The sequence below is a fragment of the Lysobacter sp. A378 genome (genome assembly GCF_054052125.1).
This window is the reverse complement of record NZ_JBSVRK010000001.1, coordinates 1,178,422-1,194,179: the sequence shown is the minus strand read 5'-3', so window position 1 is coordinate 1,194,179 and position 15,758 is coordinate 1,178,422. Positions and strand designations below refer to the sequence as shown.

Annotated in this window: 15 protein-coding genes; 1 reads left to right on the top strand and 14 read right to left on the bottom strand. The window is 65.2% G+C overall.

Annotated elements, in window-relative coordinates; genetic code table 11:
• Nucleotides 1-9: 9 nt before the first annotated feature.
• The 8 genes from era to rpoE all read right to left on the bottom strand — a co-directional run bounded on the left by era (nucleotide 10) and on the right by rpoE (nucleotide 8,061).
• Nucleotides 10-927, bottom strand: coding sequence for a GTPase Era (gene era / locus ACW7G1_RS05545; RefSeq protein ID WP_456978708.1), 918 nt, complete (start codon nucleotides 925-927; stop codon nucleotides 10-12).
• Between the two features lie 50 nt (nucleotides 928-977).
• Complete coding sequence (gene rnc / locus ACW7G1_RS05540) at nucleotides 978-1,640, bottom strand: ribonuclease III (protein WP_456978707.1); 663 nt, start codon at nucleotides 1,638-1,640, stop codon at nucleotides 978-980.
• A 10-nt stretch (nucleotides 1,641-1,650) separates the two neighbouring features.
• Nucleotides 1,651-2,031 (bottom strand): DUF4845 domain-containing protein, encoded by a 381-nt coding sequence (locus ACW7G1_RS05535; protein WP_456978706.1) that lies wholly within the window; start codon nucleotides 2,029-2,031, stop codon nucleotides 1,651-1,653.
• Between the two features lie 45 nt (nucleotides 2,032-2,076).
• A complete protein-coding gene (gene lepB / locus ACW7G1_RS05530; protein WP_456978705.1) occupies nucleotides 2,077-2,862 on the bottom strand; it encodes a signal peptidase I in 786 nt (261 codons plus the stop codon).
• Nucleotides 2,863-2,885: 23 nt separating this feature from the next.
• On the bottom strand, nucleotides 2,886-4,679 hold the full coding sequence (gene lepA, locus ACW7G1_RS05525; RefSeq protein WP_456978704.1) for a translation elongation factor 4: 1,794 nt from the start codon (nucleotides 4,677-4,679) through the stop codon (nucleotides 2,886-2,888).
• An 84-nt stretch (nucleotides 4,680-4,763) separates the two neighbouring features.
• On the bottom strand, nucleotides 4,764-6,266 hold the full coding sequence (locus tag ACW7G1_RS05520) for a DegQ family serine endoprotease (protein ID WP_456978703.1): 1,503 nt from the start codon (nucleotides 6,264-6,266) through the stop codon (nucleotides 4,764-4,766).
• 122 nt (nucleotides 6,267-6,388) lie between these two features.
• A complete protein-coding gene (locus ACW7G1_RS05515) occupies nucleotides 6,389-7,441 on the bottom strand; it encodes a sigma-E factor negative regulatory protein (protein WP_456978702.1) in 1,053 nt (350 codons plus the stop codon).
• Nucleotides 7,441-8,061 carry an RNA polymerase sigma factor RpoE gene (gene rpoE / locus ACW7G1_RS05510; RefSeq protein ID WP_456978701.1) on the bottom strand — a complete coding sequence of 207 codons (621 nt, stop codon included), beginning with the start codon at nucleotides 8,059-8,061 and terminating at the stop codon, nucleotides 7,441-7,443. Before rpoE ends, ACW7G1_RS05515 begins: the two co-directional genes overlap by 1 nt.
• 221 nt (nucleotides 8,062-8,282) lie before the next feature.
• On the opposite strand from rpoE, the gene ACW7G1_RS05505 reads away from it, so the two are divergent.
• The gene (locus ACW7G1_RS05505; RefSeq protein ID WP_456978700.1) at nucleotides 8,283-10,352 is read left to right on the top strand and encodes a 3-hydroxyacyl-CoA dehydrogenase NAD-binding domain-containing protein; all 2,070 of its coding nucleotides are present in this window, start codon (nucleotides 8,283-8,285) and stop codon (nucleotides 10,350-10,352) included.
• A gap of 29 nt (nucleotides 10,353-10,381) precedes the next feature.
• Here ACW7G1_RS05505 and ACW7G1_RS05500 read toward each other — a convergent pair whose 3' ends face one another.
• The 6 genes from ACW7G1_RS05500 to ACW7G1_RS05475 are packed head-to-tail and all read right to left on the bottom strand — an operon-like array spanning nucleotide 10,382 to nucleotide 15,746.
• Nucleotides 10,382-10,738: a PilZ domain-containing protein gene (locus tag ACW7G1_RS05500; RefSeq protein ID WP_456962013.1), complete on the bottom strand. Its 357-nt coding sequence runs from the start codon at nucleotides 10,736-10,738 to the stop codon at nucleotides 10,382-10,384.
• On the bottom strand, nucleotides 10,735-11,808 hold the full coding sequence (locus tag ACW7G1_RS05495; protein WP_456978699.1) for a DNA polymerase III subunit delta': 1,074 nt from the start codon (nucleotides 11,806-11,808) through the stop codon (nucleotides 10,735-10,737). Before ACW7G1_RS05495 ends, ACW7G1_RS05500 begins: the two co-directional genes overlap by 4 nt.
• Nucleotides 11,805-12,443 (bottom strand): dTMP kinase, encoded by a 639-nt coding sequence (tmk, locus tag ACW7G1_RS05490; protein ID WP_456978698.1) that lies wholly within the window; start codon nucleotides 12,441-12,443, stop codon nucleotides 11,805-11,807. The genes ACW7G1_RS05495 and tmk overlap by 4 nt, the downstream gene beginning before the upstream one ends.
• Entirely contained in the window at nucleotides 12,440-13,522 is a 1,083-nt protein-coding gene (gene mltG / locus ACW7G1_RS05485; RefSeq protein WP_456978697.1) for an endolytic transglycosylase MltG, read from the bottom strand. The genes tmk and mltG overlap by 4 nt, the downstream gene beginning before the upstream one ends.
• A complete protein-coding gene (pabC, locus tag ACW7G1_RS05480; protein WP_456978856.1) occupies nucleotides 13,519-14,307 on the bottom strand; it encodes an aminodeoxychorismate lyase in 789 nt (262 codons plus the stop codon). The genes mltG and pabC overlap by 4 nt, the downstream gene beginning before the upstream one ends.
• Nucleotides 14,307-15,746, bottom strand: coding sequence for an aminodeoxychorismate synthase component I (locus ACW7G1_RS05475; protein ID WP_456978696.1), 1,440 nt, complete (start codon nucleotides 15,744-15,746; stop codon nucleotides 14,307-14,309). Before ACW7G1_RS05475 ends, pabC begins: the two co-directional genes overlap by 1 nt.
• Nucleotides 15,747-15,758 lie beyond the last annotated feature (12 nt).

Sequence of the window (15,758 nt, the reverse complement as noted above, 5' to 3'; positions counted from 1 at the left end):
ATGATGGTGTCAGTCGTGGTAGCCAAACGCCCGCAGCGCGGCCTCGTCGTCCGACCAGCCTTCGCGTACACGGACCCAGGTCTCCAGGAACACTTTCGCCGCGAACAGTTGCTCCATCTGTATCCGCGCCCGGGTGCCGATCTCGCGCAGCCGTTCACCGCCCTTGCCGATCACGATCGCCTTCTGGCCATCGCGCTCGACCCAGATCACCGCACCGATCCGCAGCAGCGGGCCGTCGACGATGAACCGCTCGATTTCCACCGTGGTGGCATACGGCAGCTCCTCGCCGAGTTGGCGCATCAGTTGCTCGCGGACCAGTTCACCGGCCAGGAAGCGTTGGCTCTTGTCGGTGATCTCATCATCGCCATACTGCGCTGCCTGTTCGGGCATCAGGCCAAGCAACTGCTTGACCAGCGGGTCCAGGCCCTTGCGCTTGAGCGCGGAGATCGGATGGATCCCGGCGAAGTCACGCCCTTCCGATACCTGCGCCAGGTAGGGCAACAGATCGGTCTTGTCCTTCATCCGGTCGATCTGGTTGACCACCAGGATCACCGGCACACCCGCGTGGCGCAGAGCCTGGTAGGCGAAGCTGTCCGACTCCTCCCACTTGCCTGCACGCACCACCAGCATCGCCGCATCCACGCCTTCCAGAGCGCCTCGGGCTGCGCGATTCATCCAGCGATGCATGGCGGTCGCGGTGGATTTGCCCTGGTCACGATGCAGGCCGGGGGTATCGACCAACAGCAGTTGGCCATCGGCAAAGGTGGCAATACCCAGCAAACGGTGACGGGTGGTTTGTGGCCGGGACGAGACGATGCTCACCTTGGCGCCAACCAGGGCGTTGGTCAGGGTGGATTTGCCGACGTTGGGACGGCCAATGACGGCGACGTGGCCGCTGCGGTGCGATGGATTCTGCGATGGATTCATGAGGAGATTGTAAAGCCAGACAGGTGAGTGGTCGCCCACCGCCACCCGATTCAGGCCGCCGTGACGGCCGCCAATGCCGCCGCGGCCGCCGCCTGCTCCGCGCCACGACGCGAATTGCCCTCACCTTCGGTCACCAGCGTCGGTTGTCCAAGGCTGCAGCTGACCCGGAAGGTCTTGGCATGGTCCTCACCGCTTTCGGCGATCAACTGGTATACCGGCAGCGGTTTTTGTCGGCCTTGCAGCCATTCCTGCAGCCGCGTCTTGGCGTCCTTGCCGACCTTGTGCGGCGGCGGCAACGCGTCCATCTGTTCGGCGAACCATGGCATCACCACGGCCCGGCAGGCCTCGAACCCGGCGTCCAGGTAAATGGCTGCGACCAGCGCCTCCACTGCGTCGGCCAGGATCGAATCGCGGCGATGTCCGCCGGACTTCATCTCCCCCGGGCCCATTGTCAGCCGATCGCCCAATGCCAGCGCACGCGCAATTGGCGCCAGCGCCGATTCGCGCACCAGCTCGGCGCGCGCGCGGGTCAGCGCGCCCTCGTCGGCTCGCGGCCAGCGCAGGTACAACGCCTCGGCAACAAACAGGTTGACCAGTCCGTCACCGAGGAATTCCAGCCGCTCGTTATGCGGCGCACCGGCACTGCGATGGGTCAGCGCCTGGGACAGCAATTCGGTCCGCGTGAAAGCATGGCCAATCCGGTCAGTCACCATCCGGTCCCGCTCAGTGCTTCCCGACGCCGCGCCGCAATTGCTTCTCGGTACTGAACTTGCCCACCACGTCCAGGTTCGCAATCAGCGGCTTGCGCACTTCGTAATCCACCGTGATCAGGTACCCGGAATCCTGGCGCACGATCTTGACGTGCTCGGGCTTCACCGTTTCCGCGTAGCTGATGTACAGACGGCGGAAAAACATGTCCTTGATTTTTGCCGGTGATTGGCTGGCGATGTCCGCTTCATTCTCCAGGCCCTCCAGCGCCTGCTTGACCGAGTAGTACTCCGAATACATGGGTATCACCTTCATCCCCATGTAGATGAACACACCGGCCACCCCCAAAACGATGATGAACCCCACCAGCGTCATGCCACTTTGCGTACGCTTCATTTCAGTTACTCCCCTTTTGTTGGTTGCACGCCGTGCTGCCGGACCCTACTGGATCGACTGCCCGACGCGCGAGAAATTGATCCCCCCATCGATATTCATCCAGATCAGGAACGCCTTGCCGCGCAGGTTCTCCTCCGGCAGGAAGCCCCAGTATCGACTGTCTTCACTATTGTCGCGATTGTCCCCCATCACGAAATACTGACCGGCCGGCACCACCCACTCACCCTGCGCGGGGTCGGTAAATGGCAGGTTGGTGCGCTCCAGCACGACGTGCGTGCGACCCGGCAATTGTTCACGCAGCTCCTCGGCCCCGGTCATCTGGGTGCCCTTGCCATGGCCCTGGTAGCTGCCCAGTGATTCGTACGCGACGGGAACACCGTTGATATGGACCTGGTTGTCGTAATAGCCGATCCGGTCGCCCGGCAGCCCGATCACGCGTTTGATCCAGTCCTGCTCGGGATGATGCGGCGGATGGAACACCACCACGTCGCCGCGCTCGGGCTCGCCGGTATCGATGAACTTGCTGTTGGTGATTGGCAGGCGCAAGCCGTAGGCGAACTTGTTGACCAGGATGAAGTCGCCGGTCAGCAGGGTCGGCATCATCGAATTGGAGGGGATCCGGAACGGTTCAGCGATGAAGCTTCGCAGCACCAATACAGCCAGCAACACAGGAAAGAACGCCTTCGCATAATCGACATACCACGGCTCGGCATCGTCATCGAGCAGCCCCTGATAGGCGGCCCTGCGCCGGGCCAGTACCAGTTTGTCGAGCAGCCACACCAAACCGGACACGACGGTGAACGTCACCAGGGCAATTTCAAACCAACGCATGCGTCTTCCTCAATGTGTTGCGACTATTTGTGGTCGGCTTGCAGTACCGCCAGGAACGCTTCCTGCGGGATCTCGACGTTACCAACCTGCTTCATCCGCTTCTTGCCGGCTTTTTGCTTCTCGAGCAGCTTCTTCTTGCGCGAAATGTCGCCACCGTAGCACTTGGCCAGCACGTTCTTGCGCATTGCCTTGACCGTGCTGCGGGCGATGATCTGGGAGCCCACTGCGGCCTGGATGGCCACGTCGAACATCTGCCGCGGGATCAGTTCGCGCATTTTCTCGCTGATCTCCCGGCCACGCCTGTCCGCGTGCGCGCGATGGGTAATGATGCTGAGGGCATCGACCTTGTCGCCATTGATCAGGGTATCCACGCGCACGAACGGGCCGGCCTGGAAACGCAGGAAATGGTAGTCAAGCGATGCGTAGCCCCGCGATACGGATTTGAGCCGGTCGAAGAAGTCCAGCACCACCTCGCTCATCGGCAACTCGTAGCTGATCTGCACCTGGCTGCCCAGGTAGGTGATGCCGATCTGGTTGCCGCGCTTTTCCTCGCACAGGGTGATCACGTTGCCGACATAATCGGGCGGGGTCAGGATGTTGGCGCGGATGATCGGCTCGCGGACTTCCTCGATCAGGTTGGCCGGCGGCAGCTTGGCCGGGTTGTCCAGCGACACGATCTCGCCATCGGTCCTGAGCACCTCGTACACCACCGTCGGCGCAGTGCTGATCAGGTTGAGGTCGTACTCGCGTTCCAGCCGCTCCTGGACGATCTCCATGTGCAGCATGCCGAGGAAACCACAACGGAAGCCAAACCCCATCGCCTCGGAAGACTCGGGTTCGAAGCGCATCGCCGCGTCGTTCAGGCGCAACTTGTCGAGCGCTTCGCGCAGGTCCGGATAATCGTCCGCATCGACCGGAAACAGGCCCGCGAACACGCGCGGCTGCATTTCCTGGAAGCCCGGCAACGGCTTGCTGGCCGGGTCGCTGGCCAAGGTCAGGGTGTCGCCCACCGGAGCGCCGTGCACATCCTTGATCGAGGCATTGATCCAGCCCACCTCGCCCGCGCCAAGCTTGGCCATGTCCTTGCGCTTGGGGGTGAACACGCCGACCTTGTCGACCAGGTGGGTGCGACCGGTCGACATCACCAGGATCTTGGTGCCGGGTGTGATCTCGCCCTGCATCACCCGCACCAGGCTGACCACGCCCAGGTAGTTGTCGAACCACGAGTCGATGATCAGCGCCTGCAGCTTGTCGGTGTCGCGCGGCTGGGGCGGCGGGATGCGGGTGACGATCGCCTCCAGCACTTCCTCGACGTTCAGCCCGGTCTTGGCACTGATCGCGACCGCGTCGCTGGCGTCGATCCCGATCACCGCCTCGATCTCGGCCTTGGCGCGATCGATATCGGCCGTCGGCAGGTCGATCTTGTTGATCACCGGCACCACTTCCAGGCCCTGCTCGACGGCGGTGTAGCAGTTGGCGACCGACTGCGCTTCCACGCCCTGGGCGGCGTCCACCACCAACAGCGCGCCTTCGCAGGCGGCCAGCGAGCGGCTGACCTCGTAGCTGAAGTCGACGTGGCCGGGAGTGTCGATGAAATTGAGCTGGTAGGTCTTGCCGTCACGCGCGGTATACGGCACCGATACCGACTGCGACTTGATGGTGATCCCGCGTTCGCGCTCGATCGGATTGGTGTCGAGCACCTGAGCCTCCATCTCGCGCGAACTCAGGCCGCCGCACATATGGATGATGCGGTCGGCCAGGGTCGACTTGCCGTGGTCGACGTGGGCGATGATGGAGAAGTTTCGTATCTGCTGCATGCGGGCGGCAACGGGCTCTGGGCCGGGGAAGGTCAACACGCGATTATCGCATACCCGCCGCGCCCGGCCCGCCCGATGCAGCACTCAATCCTCGGGCGCCGTCACTGCCATGTACTGCCTCGAGTTGCCGCGCTGGATCAGCAACATCACCGTCTCACCGGGCTTGGCGCCGGCCAGTTCGCGGTTGAATGCCGCGACGCTGCCTACGGCCTTGCGACCAACGGCGGTGACCACGTCTCCGGCCTGCAATCCCGCGGCACGCGCAGACTCGTTGTCGACATCGACCAGCAACACGCCTTCATCGTCCTTCAAGCCGAGCTCCTGCCGTTGCCCGGCAGTCAGTTCGCGTGCCACCAGCCCCAGCGGATTGACTCCCGTCGAGGTGGTCGCACCGGGCGCCCTGGAATTGCCGCCCGGTGCCGCATTGCCGGCGAACGACTCGTCCCCGCCAACCACCAGGTCAATCTTGCGCAGCTTGCCGCCGCGGAATACTTCCAGTTTCGCCTTGCTGCCGGGAGCCACCGCGCCTACCAGCGGCGGCAGGTCACTGAAATCGGTCACCTCGGCACCATTGAACGAGCGGATCACGTCCATGGGCTCGATACCGGCCCTGTCGGCGGCGCTGCCGGGCTGGACATTGCTGACCATCGCGCCACGGCTGTCGGGCAGACCGATCGCCTCGGCAGCCACGTTGCTGACCTCCTGGATGTTGACCCCGAGCAAGCCGCGACTGACCTTGCCGGTCGCCTTGATTTGATCGACCGCGCCCATTGCCAGGTCGATCGGGATCGCGAAGCTGACCCCCATGTAGCCACCGGAGTTGGAGTATATCTGCGAGTTGATCCCGACCACCTCGCCAGAGGTGTTGAGCAGCGGACCGCCGGAATTGCCCGGATTGATGGCTACGTCGGTCTGGATGAAGGGAACGTACTGTTGGCCGGAATACTGGTTGGAACGGCCGACGGCGCTGACGATCCCGGCGGTCACCGAATGATCCAGACCAAACGGCGAGCCAATCGCCACCACCCATTGGCCGGGCTGCAGTGCCGAGGACTGGCCCGGACGCAGCCAGCGCAGGTTGTCCGCGTCAATCTTCAACAGCGCGATGTCGTATTGCTCGTCGCTGCCGACCACCTCGGCCTGGAACTCGCGGCGGTCCGACAAGGTCACGGTGACGGTGTCGGCCCCATCGACCACATGGAAATTGGTCAGCACGTAGCCATCGTCGGAGATCACGAACCCGCTGCCCAGCGACGTCGCTCCACCGCGCGGGCCGTGCGGTCCACCCGGCGCGCCCGGGAACGGCATCCCGAAGCGACGGAACAGTTCCTCAACGCCTTCGGGCAGTTGCTGCTGCGAACGGCTGCGGCGCGGCGCGGTTTTCGCGCTGATATTGACCACCGCCGGACCCACCCGCTTCACCAGCTCGGTGAAATCCGGCAGCCCACTGACAATGGGCTGTGCGGTTGGCGGCGTGACCGCCTGCGAGGCCGCCGCGGCTACGCTCGGGGACTGTGCGGTGCAGGCGATGGGCAAGGCAGCGGCAAGCGCGCCGAGCAGGGCAATGGAGCGAAAGGGACGGTTCATGGAATCGGCCTGAAGTTACAAAGAAGAAATAGGTGCGCCGCCCGGGACGACGTGCACTGCGGGGGCGTGCACTGCGGGAATGTCAGCGACAGCAGGCACGCGGTGGCTCGCGGCCAGCGCGGTCACGGCCAATCGGTGGCCTGCGGCCAGTCCGATCGCGGGGCTGCCGCGTCATCCTGCAAAGCCTGCGGCTGGAATGGATAAAACGACGGCGATGGCGAGTCTGCAACGTCCCCACCGTCGTAACTGGCAGTCAGCGTTTCGCCGGCAACCGGGTAACCAGCCAACGTCGCGCGCGGCCACGGTCGCGACGCAATCTCGCCGCGAGGCTGGAACGGGTGTACCGAAGCGCCACCGGCATCGACATCGACCTCGGCCAGCGTGCCGGTGACTGACGACGGCGCGCCTGGCGCGACCGATGCGGCGGCCAGCGCTTGTGCCGGCACCTCGCGACTGGCAACACGCCGCGCCGCGCGCTGGGACTGACCGCGCGAACGACGCTCACTGGCACGCCGCGGCAATTCGGCCACCGCGATGGCGGCTGCGGCGGTTGCCAGGTGACTGCCGTTGTCGGGTGACACCGGCTGCGGAATCGGGGCTTGCGGCAATGGCGCTTGCGGCACGCTGGCAATTTGCAACGTGGATGCTTGTGCTTGCATCGTCGATGCCGGCATCGCACCGCCCGCCTCGACCGTGGCCGAGCCGCCCGCTGTCCCATCGGCACTGGTGGTGACCTGTTGGGCCGGGGTTCCCGGCATGGGCACCTCGGTCTGGGTCAATGGCCGCACGACGAACAATGCCGCCATCGCCACCGAGGCCGCCAGCGCCGCACCGCCGATCCAGCGTCGCCGCGCCATCGCCGCAGCTCCGACCGCGGTAGGCTTCGCCGACGTTGCAGGCAGGTCGTCGCGCGACTCATGTGCCACCGCCGCCATTACCCGTGCCGCAAAGTCTGGCGGCGCGATGGCGCCGGTGTTTCCACGCAGGACATCACCGGCCAGCTGCCAGTGACCGCAGGTCTGCCGCCACTGCGGATCATGTCCCAGGCGCTTCAGTGCGAAACGCGCGGCATCACCCGCCAGCTGGCCATCAAACAGCGCGCTGAGGGTCTCGCGGTCTGCGTCATGATGGTTTGCGTCATGGTGGTCGACGTCAGGGATTGGACTATTCGGCATCAGTGTTTCCGCTCCGGGGAGTCGTGGTCCGTATCAAGCAGGGGGCGCAGTTCGATATCGATCGCTTCGCGGGCACGAAAAATCCGCGAGCGCACGGTTCCGATTGGACACTCCATTTTCTGTGCAATCTCGTCGTAGCTCAGACCATCGACCTCGCGCAGGCTGATCGCCGTGCGCAGGTCTTCCGGCAATCCTTCGACCACGCGCATCACCGTTTGTTCCACCTGGTGGCGCATCAGTTCGCGTTCCGGGGTGTCGTTGTCACGCAGGCGGACACCGACATCGAATTGCTCGGCGTCGCCCACTTCGATGTCATCGGCGGGCGGACGGCGCTTTTGTGCAACCAGATGGTTCTTGGCGGTATTCACGGCGATACGGTGCAACCATGTGTAGAACTGCGCATCGCCACGAAAGTTCGGCAGCGCACGATAAGCGCGCATGAATGCATCCTGGGCGACGTCCTGGCATTCACTCCAGTCAGAGATGTAGCGGCCAATCAACGCCACGATCCGATGCTGGTACTTGAGTACCAATGCATCGAACGCAGTGCTGTCGCCCTGCTGCACACGCCTGACCAGCTCCTGGTCCAGATCCTGATCCAACAATCTGTTCTCGGCCATACCGCGCGCCGGCACTCCTGTCAGCTCGGCCATGGCCAAGCAATGAGACAACCCTGTCGGGACGAAAGTTCAATTACCACAACGATTGGGGCGCCATGGCACGACCGCAACCATCATCGGCCCATTGGCGTCCAAGCTGTGTCGACGTTGCCCTATTTGACGCAGGTCAAACAACCTCGGGATGATAGCGGCTTGATCCATACTTGAACGGATGGTGCCGCATGGCCCCTCATGACACCGCAGTGCCGACCTTCGCCGGGTTGCGCGTCCAGCACTGGCACGCAGAAGTACGCCCCGATGGCGTCCTGGTGTTGGCGCTCGACCGTGCCGGCGAAGCCGTCAACTCGTTATCGCAGGACGTGCTGATCGAGTTGGACTCGCTGGTGGAGCGGTTGGCCAGCGATCCGCCCAAGGGCGTGGTGTTCCGCTCGGGCAAGGACAGCGGTTTCATCGCCGGCGCCGACATCAAGGAATTCCGGAGTTTCGACGAGCAAGGCAATGTCGCCGGCGCACTCAAGCGTGGCCAGCAGGTGTTCCAGCGCGTGGCCGGCTTGCCCTGCCCCACCGCCGCGGCGATCCACGGCTTCTGCATGGGCGGTGGCACCGAGCTGGCCTTGGCCTGCGACTACCGTGTCGCCAGCAACGACCCCTCGACCCGGATCGGCCTGCCCGAGGTCAAACTCGGCATCTATCCGGGCTGGGGCGGCAGCGTGCGGTTGCCGAAATTGATCGGTGCGCCGGCGGCTTTCGACATGATGCTGACCGGACGCACCTTGTCGGCCTCGGCGGCACGCGCGAACGGGCTGGTCGACAAGACTACGGACAAGGCGACGCTGGTCGATTCCGCCGCCACGTTAGTGCTGCGCGGTGGCAAGCGCCCGTTCAAGCAACGCGCCATGGGCTGGCTGACCAACACCTGGCCAGCGCGCCAGGTGATCGCACCGATGCTGCTCAAGCAGGTCGCGCGCAAGGCCCGCAAGGAGCATTACCCGGCACCGTACGCGCTGGTCAACACCTGGAAGGCCACCGGCGGCGGGATCGAGACGCGGCTGGCGGCTGAGCGCAAATCGGTCGCCAAGCTCGCCTCCACCCCGACCGCACGCAACCTGATCCGGGTGTTCTTCCTGCAGGAGCGGCTGAAGGCCGCCGGCGGCGGGGATCACGGCATCCAGCACGTGCACGTGATCGGCGCCGGCGTGATGGGCGGCGACATCGCGGCATGGTCGGCCTACAAGGGCTTCCAGGTCACCCTGAGAGACCGTGAGCAAAGTTACATCGATACCGCGATGGAACGCGCCGGCAAGTTGTTCGCCAAAAAGGTCAAGGACGAGGCGAAACGTCCAGCGGTGACCGCACGGCTGAAAGGCGATCTCGCCGGCGACGGCGCGGGCAACGCGGACCTGGTGATCGAGGCGATCATCGAGCAACCGGACGCCAAGCGCGAGCTGTACGCGGCGGTGGAGCCGCAAATGAAGCCCGATGCGCTGCTGGTCACCAACACCTCCTCGATTCCGCTGCTTGAATTGCGCGATGGGATCCAGCGCCCGGCGCAGTTCGCCGGACTGCACTACTTCAACCCGGTGGCACTGATGCCGCTGGTCGAAATCGTGCTCCACGACGGGCTGTCCGCGGAAACCCGGCAGCGCCTGGCCGCCTTCTGCAAGGCGATTGGCAAGCTGCCGGTCCCGGTGGCCGGGACCCCGGGGTTCCTGGTCAACCGGGTGCTGTTCCCGTACATGCTGGAAGCGGTCACCGCCTACGCGGAAGGCATCCCCGGCAGGGCGATCGACAAGGCAGCGGAAAAGTTCGGCATGCCGATGGGACCGATCGAACTGGTCGACACGGTCGGCCTGGACGTCGCGGCCGGGGTCGGCGCGGAGCTGTCGCCGTTCCTCGGCCTGCAGGTGCCCGACGCGCTCGCCACCCAGGCCGAGCCGGGCAAGCGCGGCAAAAAGGATGGACAGGGGCTGTACAAGTGGGAAGACGGCAAGGCAATCAAACCGGAATTGCCCGAGAACTACGAAGCGCCCGCCGACATCGAGGATCGCCTGATCCTGCCGATGCTCAACGAGGCGGTCGCCTGCCTGCATGATGGGGTGGTCGCCGATGCCGACCTGCTGGATGCCGGGGTGATCTTCGGTACCGGGTTCGCACCGTTCCGGGGCGGCCCGATCCAGTACATCCGCGAGACCGGCGCGGACGCGCTGCTGGAGCGCCTCAAGCAGCTGCAAGCCCGACACGGCGATCGATTTGCACCGCGACCGGGCTGGGACTCCGCCGCGTTGCGTTGAGCCTTGCACCGCTGACACGGTGCGACCGACTACATGGTGTGGGTCGCGCGCTCCGCCTCCAGGCTGCCCGCCAGGAGCGCGTCGATCTTGCCCTTCAGGCTTTCGCCTTCGGCGGTATCGGCAAACTGGATGCCGATGCCGGAAGGACGGTTGCCCTGGGCGCCGGCAGGCGTTACCCAGATGACCTTGCCGGCCACCGGCAGGCGCTCGCCGGACTCGGGCAGGGTCAACAGCAGGAACACCTCGTCACCAAGGAAATACCGCTTGGCCGTCGGCACGAAGATGCCGCCATGGCGGATATAGGGCATGTAGGCGTTGTACAGCGCCGCCTTGTCCTTCACCGCCAGGGTCACGATGCCCTGGCTCGCCCCACCTGCTCCACTCATGACGCTTTCCCCTGCATAGTGCTGTCCCCTCGTTTCCCGGCGGCCCGGCGTGCTTGTGCGACGCGCCAGGCCATCAACAATTCAACCACGACCAGATCGGCACGAACCGTCGTACGCAACAGTCCGCGCGCGCGATTGGCGCGGTCAAACCATGTTGCCAGACTGCGCGTGCCCATCGGGTCGGTCAAGCCATCGGCTTGCCTGGCCATCGTCAGGGCCAGGTCGGCGGCGAAGCTCAGGCGCTGATCGGCGTCACCGTCCGCCACCCAGCGCTGCGCGGTCTCGACCACGGCCAGTTGGCCACGGGCCACCTGCTCCAGGTCGCTTGCCACCTGACGCCGCAGGTCCAGGCCATCTCCCTGCAGCCATTCGTGGGCCAGACCCGGATGGCCGCGGGCCGCAGCAAGCGCCTCGGCGGCCTTGACCTGTGCGTGACCCTGCTGCTGCAACCAGGCCAAAGCTTCACTTTGCGGTGGCAGACGAAACTCAAGCTTTTGGCAACGACTGCGAATGGTCGCCGACAGCCGCGAGGGATTGGCGCTGACCAGCCACAGGTAACGGCCCTCAACCGGCTCCTCCAGCGTCTTGAGCAGGGCATTGGCACCGGCATGATTGATCGCATCGGCCGGCTCGATGATCGCGATCTTGACCTCGCCATAGTGCGGGCTCAGGGCCATCCGCTCGGAGAGCTTGCGCATCTGTTCGATCACGATCTCGGAACGCGACTTGGGCTTGGGCTTCGCCTTGTCATTGATGCCATAGCTGATCTGCGAGAAGTCCGGATGGCCGGTATGTCCTCCAGGATGCGCCAACGAGCCATCGGGACGCAGCTCGACCGGATCGGTTTGCGAACGCACCGCAAACAGGCGGCAACTGCGGCACGCCTCGCAGGGCTCGCCACCGGCCGCGCGGTCCATGCACAACAAGCGTTTGGCGAGACGTTCGGCGACCGCCAGCTTGCCCAGCCGGGCCGGGCCACAGAACAGCAGGCCATGACCGAGGCGGCCGGCATCAATCGCGCTGGCGGCGTGATCGTAGACGCGCTGTTGCCACGGCGCGAACGCACTCATGCCAATGCGGCCTGGTAGGCACGCAGGTGGGCGATCGCTTCGCTCGCCACAGTGTCCGGTGACTGGCTGGCATCGATCACCCGGAACCGCGACGGGTCGGCGGCGGCGCGCGCCAGATAGGCGGCACGCACGCGCTCGAAGAAATCGTCGGCCTCCGCTTCGATCCGATCGCTGTTGCCGCGCCCGCGCACGCGTTGCAAACCGAGCTGGACGGGCACGTCCAGCAACAGGGTCAGGCCCGGGACGATGCCTACCACGCGGCGTTCCAGCTCGGCGATGAAGTCGGGGTCGCCGCCGCGCGCCGCGCCCTGGTAGGCATAACTGGCATCGGTGAAGCGATCGCTGATCACCCAGTCGCCGCGCTGCAGCGCCGGCAAGACCCGTTGGCGAACATGTTGGGAACGCGCGGCAAACATCAGCAACATCTCGGTTTCCGGCGCCGGATGCTCATCGCCGCCGTGCAACAGCAAGTTCCGGATCTGCTCGGCCATCGGCGTGCCGCCCGGCTCGCGGGTGCATACGACCGACGCTCCCGATACCCGCAACGCCTCGGCCAGCGCGGCCATCACCGTAGACTTGCCGGCGCCCTCCCCACCTTCCAGGCTCAACAGTCGCGGTTGCACCTGCAGGCTCATGGGGTCGGGCTCGCGTCCTGCGCCTGGCGCATGTTCTGGCGGTAGTTGTGCAGGTACTTGCGCACGTTGGCCTGGTGTTCGGCCAGTGACTTGCCAAACAGGTGGCGGCCGCTGCCATCGCCGACGGCAACAAAATACAACGCATCGCCCGACGCCGGGTGTGCGACCGCCTGCAGCGCATCCGCGCCCGGCATCGCGATCGGGGTCGGTGGCAGTCCGCTGCGGGTGTAGGTGTTGTACGGGGTGTCGGTGGTCAGGTCGCTGCGACGGATATTGCCGTCGTAGTCGGTGCCCATGCCATAGATGACGGTGGGATCGGTCTGCAACTTCATGCCGATTTTCAGTCGCCGCTCGAACACCCCGGCAATCTCCGGACGCTCGGACGCGATCCCGGTTTCCTTCTCCACGATCGACGCCATGATCAGCATCTCGTAGGGACTTTCCAGTCCGATGTCCGGGTCGCGCGCTTCCCACGCGGCAGCCAATGCCTGTTCCATCGCATCGTGGGCCCGGCGCAACAAATCCAGGTCGCTGTCGCCGCGGCTGTACAGGTAGGTCTCGGGCAGGAAGCGGCCTTCCGGGTGCTCGTCGTTGAAATCCAGGGCCTCCATCAGCGCGGCGGCATCAAGGCCGGTTGCAGCGTGCTCCAGTGACTCCGCGGCGGCCAATGCCGTCCTCAGCTCGCGAATGTTCCAACCCTCCACGATCGTGAAGCGATGCCGGATGATGTCGCCCCGCCCCATCGCGACCAGCAGTTCCTGCGGCGAGATGCCCGGGTCGAGGGCGTACTCGCCCACATGCAGTGTGGACGCGGCACCGAGTTGCCGCCCCAGCAGGCGCCACTCGTACTCGCCGCCTTCGCGGACACCCGCCTGGCGCAGCTTGGACACCACGACCGGCAGCGAATCACCACGTTCGATGACCACGCTGTCGCCCGCCTGCAGGCCGGCAATCGGCGTCGTGGCGAAGGCGGTGTAGCGTTGCCATGCCCAGAATCCGGCAACCGCTGCGACGATCAGCGACAGCAGCAGTATCAACAGCAACCACACACCAAAACGATGCTTGCGGGAACGACTCACGACACCTCCGTGCCTGTCGGCTTGGCGAATGCAGGATGCTCGGCGGCGAGACGGTCCTGCCACTGGGCCACCATCGGGTGTGGCTGCCATCCGCGCTCGCCCAACCGGGCGACAGGCAGGATACCCCGCACCGCGTTGGTCAGGACGATCGCATCGGCAGTTTCGACATCAGCGGGCGACAACCTGGCCTGCCGGATCGGGAAATGCTCCAGCAGCCACTGGCGACACACCCCTGCAACGCCGCAGCGGTCCACTTCCGGGGTGCGCCACTGATCACCGTGCAACACAAACAGGTTCGCCGCCGTCGCGCAAACCACATCGCCATCCATGCTGCGCATCAGGCCCTCGTCGGCAACGACGGCGTCGTTCCATTCACTGCGTGCGAGCACCTGTTCGAGCCGGTTGCAATGTTTGATTCCGGCCAGCGCCGGCTGTAGCGACAACCGGATATCACACCAACGCAGGGTCAGGCCTGCCGTCGGCACCGATGCTGGCAAGGGGTGTAGCGACAGCCCCCAGTTTGACTGTGGAGGGGTGGGTGGCGCGTACCCACGGCCGCCACTGCCGCGGCTGAGCAGCAGCTTCAACACGCCGTCGGCGCCATCAAGCAGCTGCTCGGCCTGGTCGCGAACCTGCGCCACCGGGGGCGTGGGTATCTGCAGGCAATGCGCGCCACGCTCCAGCCGGGCCCAATGCATGTCCCACCACGGCACACGGCCACGATAGGCGCGCATGGTCTCGAACAGGCCATCGCCATAGCTCAGCGCGCGGTCGTCGGTCTGCATCACTGCCGCACGCCGCCGCGATAATCGCCATCACCGCACCCGAGCGCGCGCAACATTCCCCGTGCCTTGGCACGGGTCTCGTCGAGCTCCCGCTGTGGGTCGGAGTCGACCACGATCCCGGCGCCGGTACGGAAGCGCAATGTGTCCATCTCGATCTCCGCGCTACGGATCAGGATATTGAGGTCCAGATCGCCGTCCCGATTGAGCCAGCCCATTGCGCCGGTATAGCTGCCGCGGCCCTGGCCTTCGAGCTCGGCGATGACCTGCATGCAACGCACCTTCGGGCACCCGGTGATGGTTCCGCCCGGAAACACGGCGCGGATAACCTCGCCTGGAGTCACGGTCTCACGCAGGCGACCGCGCACGTTGCTGACGATGTGGTGAACGTGGGCATAACTCTCGACCACCATCAACTCGTCGACCTCCACGCTGCCAGGCACGCAGACCCGGCCAAGATCGTTGCGTTCCAGGTCAATCAACATCACATGCTCGGCACGCTCCTTGGGGTGTGCGATCAACTCGCTGATCCGGGCGCTGTCGTCGTCACCCACTACCCGCGCGCAGGTACCGGCGATGGGACGGGTTTCGACCATGCCGCCGCGCACCGACACCAATCGCTCCGGCGAGGCGCTGACCACGGACCAGTCACCGGCACCGCCGCATGAAGTCGCGCCCGCATCCGCATCCGCATCGGCGCCAACGCCAGCGCCCGAGAAGATGCCGGCGAATGGCGCCGGATTGTTCTTGCGCAGTCGCTGGAACAGCGCCGCCGGATCCACCGGCGCATCAAAGTACGCACACCAGCCACGCGACACATTGGCCTGGAACACATCACCCGCGACGAGGTAGTCAAGCACCCGGGCGACGCCGTCGAGATACCGCTGTGGCGGATCCTCCCGAATCGATGATGGGGGTTGCCACGCGCAGAGCGGTGCCTGTCGGGCCAGGGACGCCAGATCGACCGCGACAGCTTCAAGCAAGCCCCCATATTCCGGCTCGGCCAATGCGAAGCAGTCGCCGGTAACGTGATCACGCAATATTGCAGCCGGGCAACGAATCGCCACTGCCACGGGCAAGCCACCCGGCGCGGGCGGCAGCTTCAGCACCGGCTCGATCTGGACCGCCAGCTCATAACCCAGCAACAGTGCCCAGCCGCCACGGAAGGGCCAACCGGTGCGTTCGGGCTCGACCCGTTCCGCTTGCCAGGCGTTGTCCAGTGCCTGCAGGAAGTCATCGCCGACCACGACACCGCGCTGGTCGCGAACCAGCCCATCGGGATCGAGCTGCAACGATTCACCATTGCCAGCCAGCAACACATCCCAACGCCCCTGGACGGTGCCGGCGGCACTGGACTCCAGCAACAGCGGGTAGCGCGAGGGTGCATGCCGATGCAGGTCCAGCAGGTCGACCGGGGAAGCCAGCGGGTACGTCAGGGCCATGTTGATCGTTGA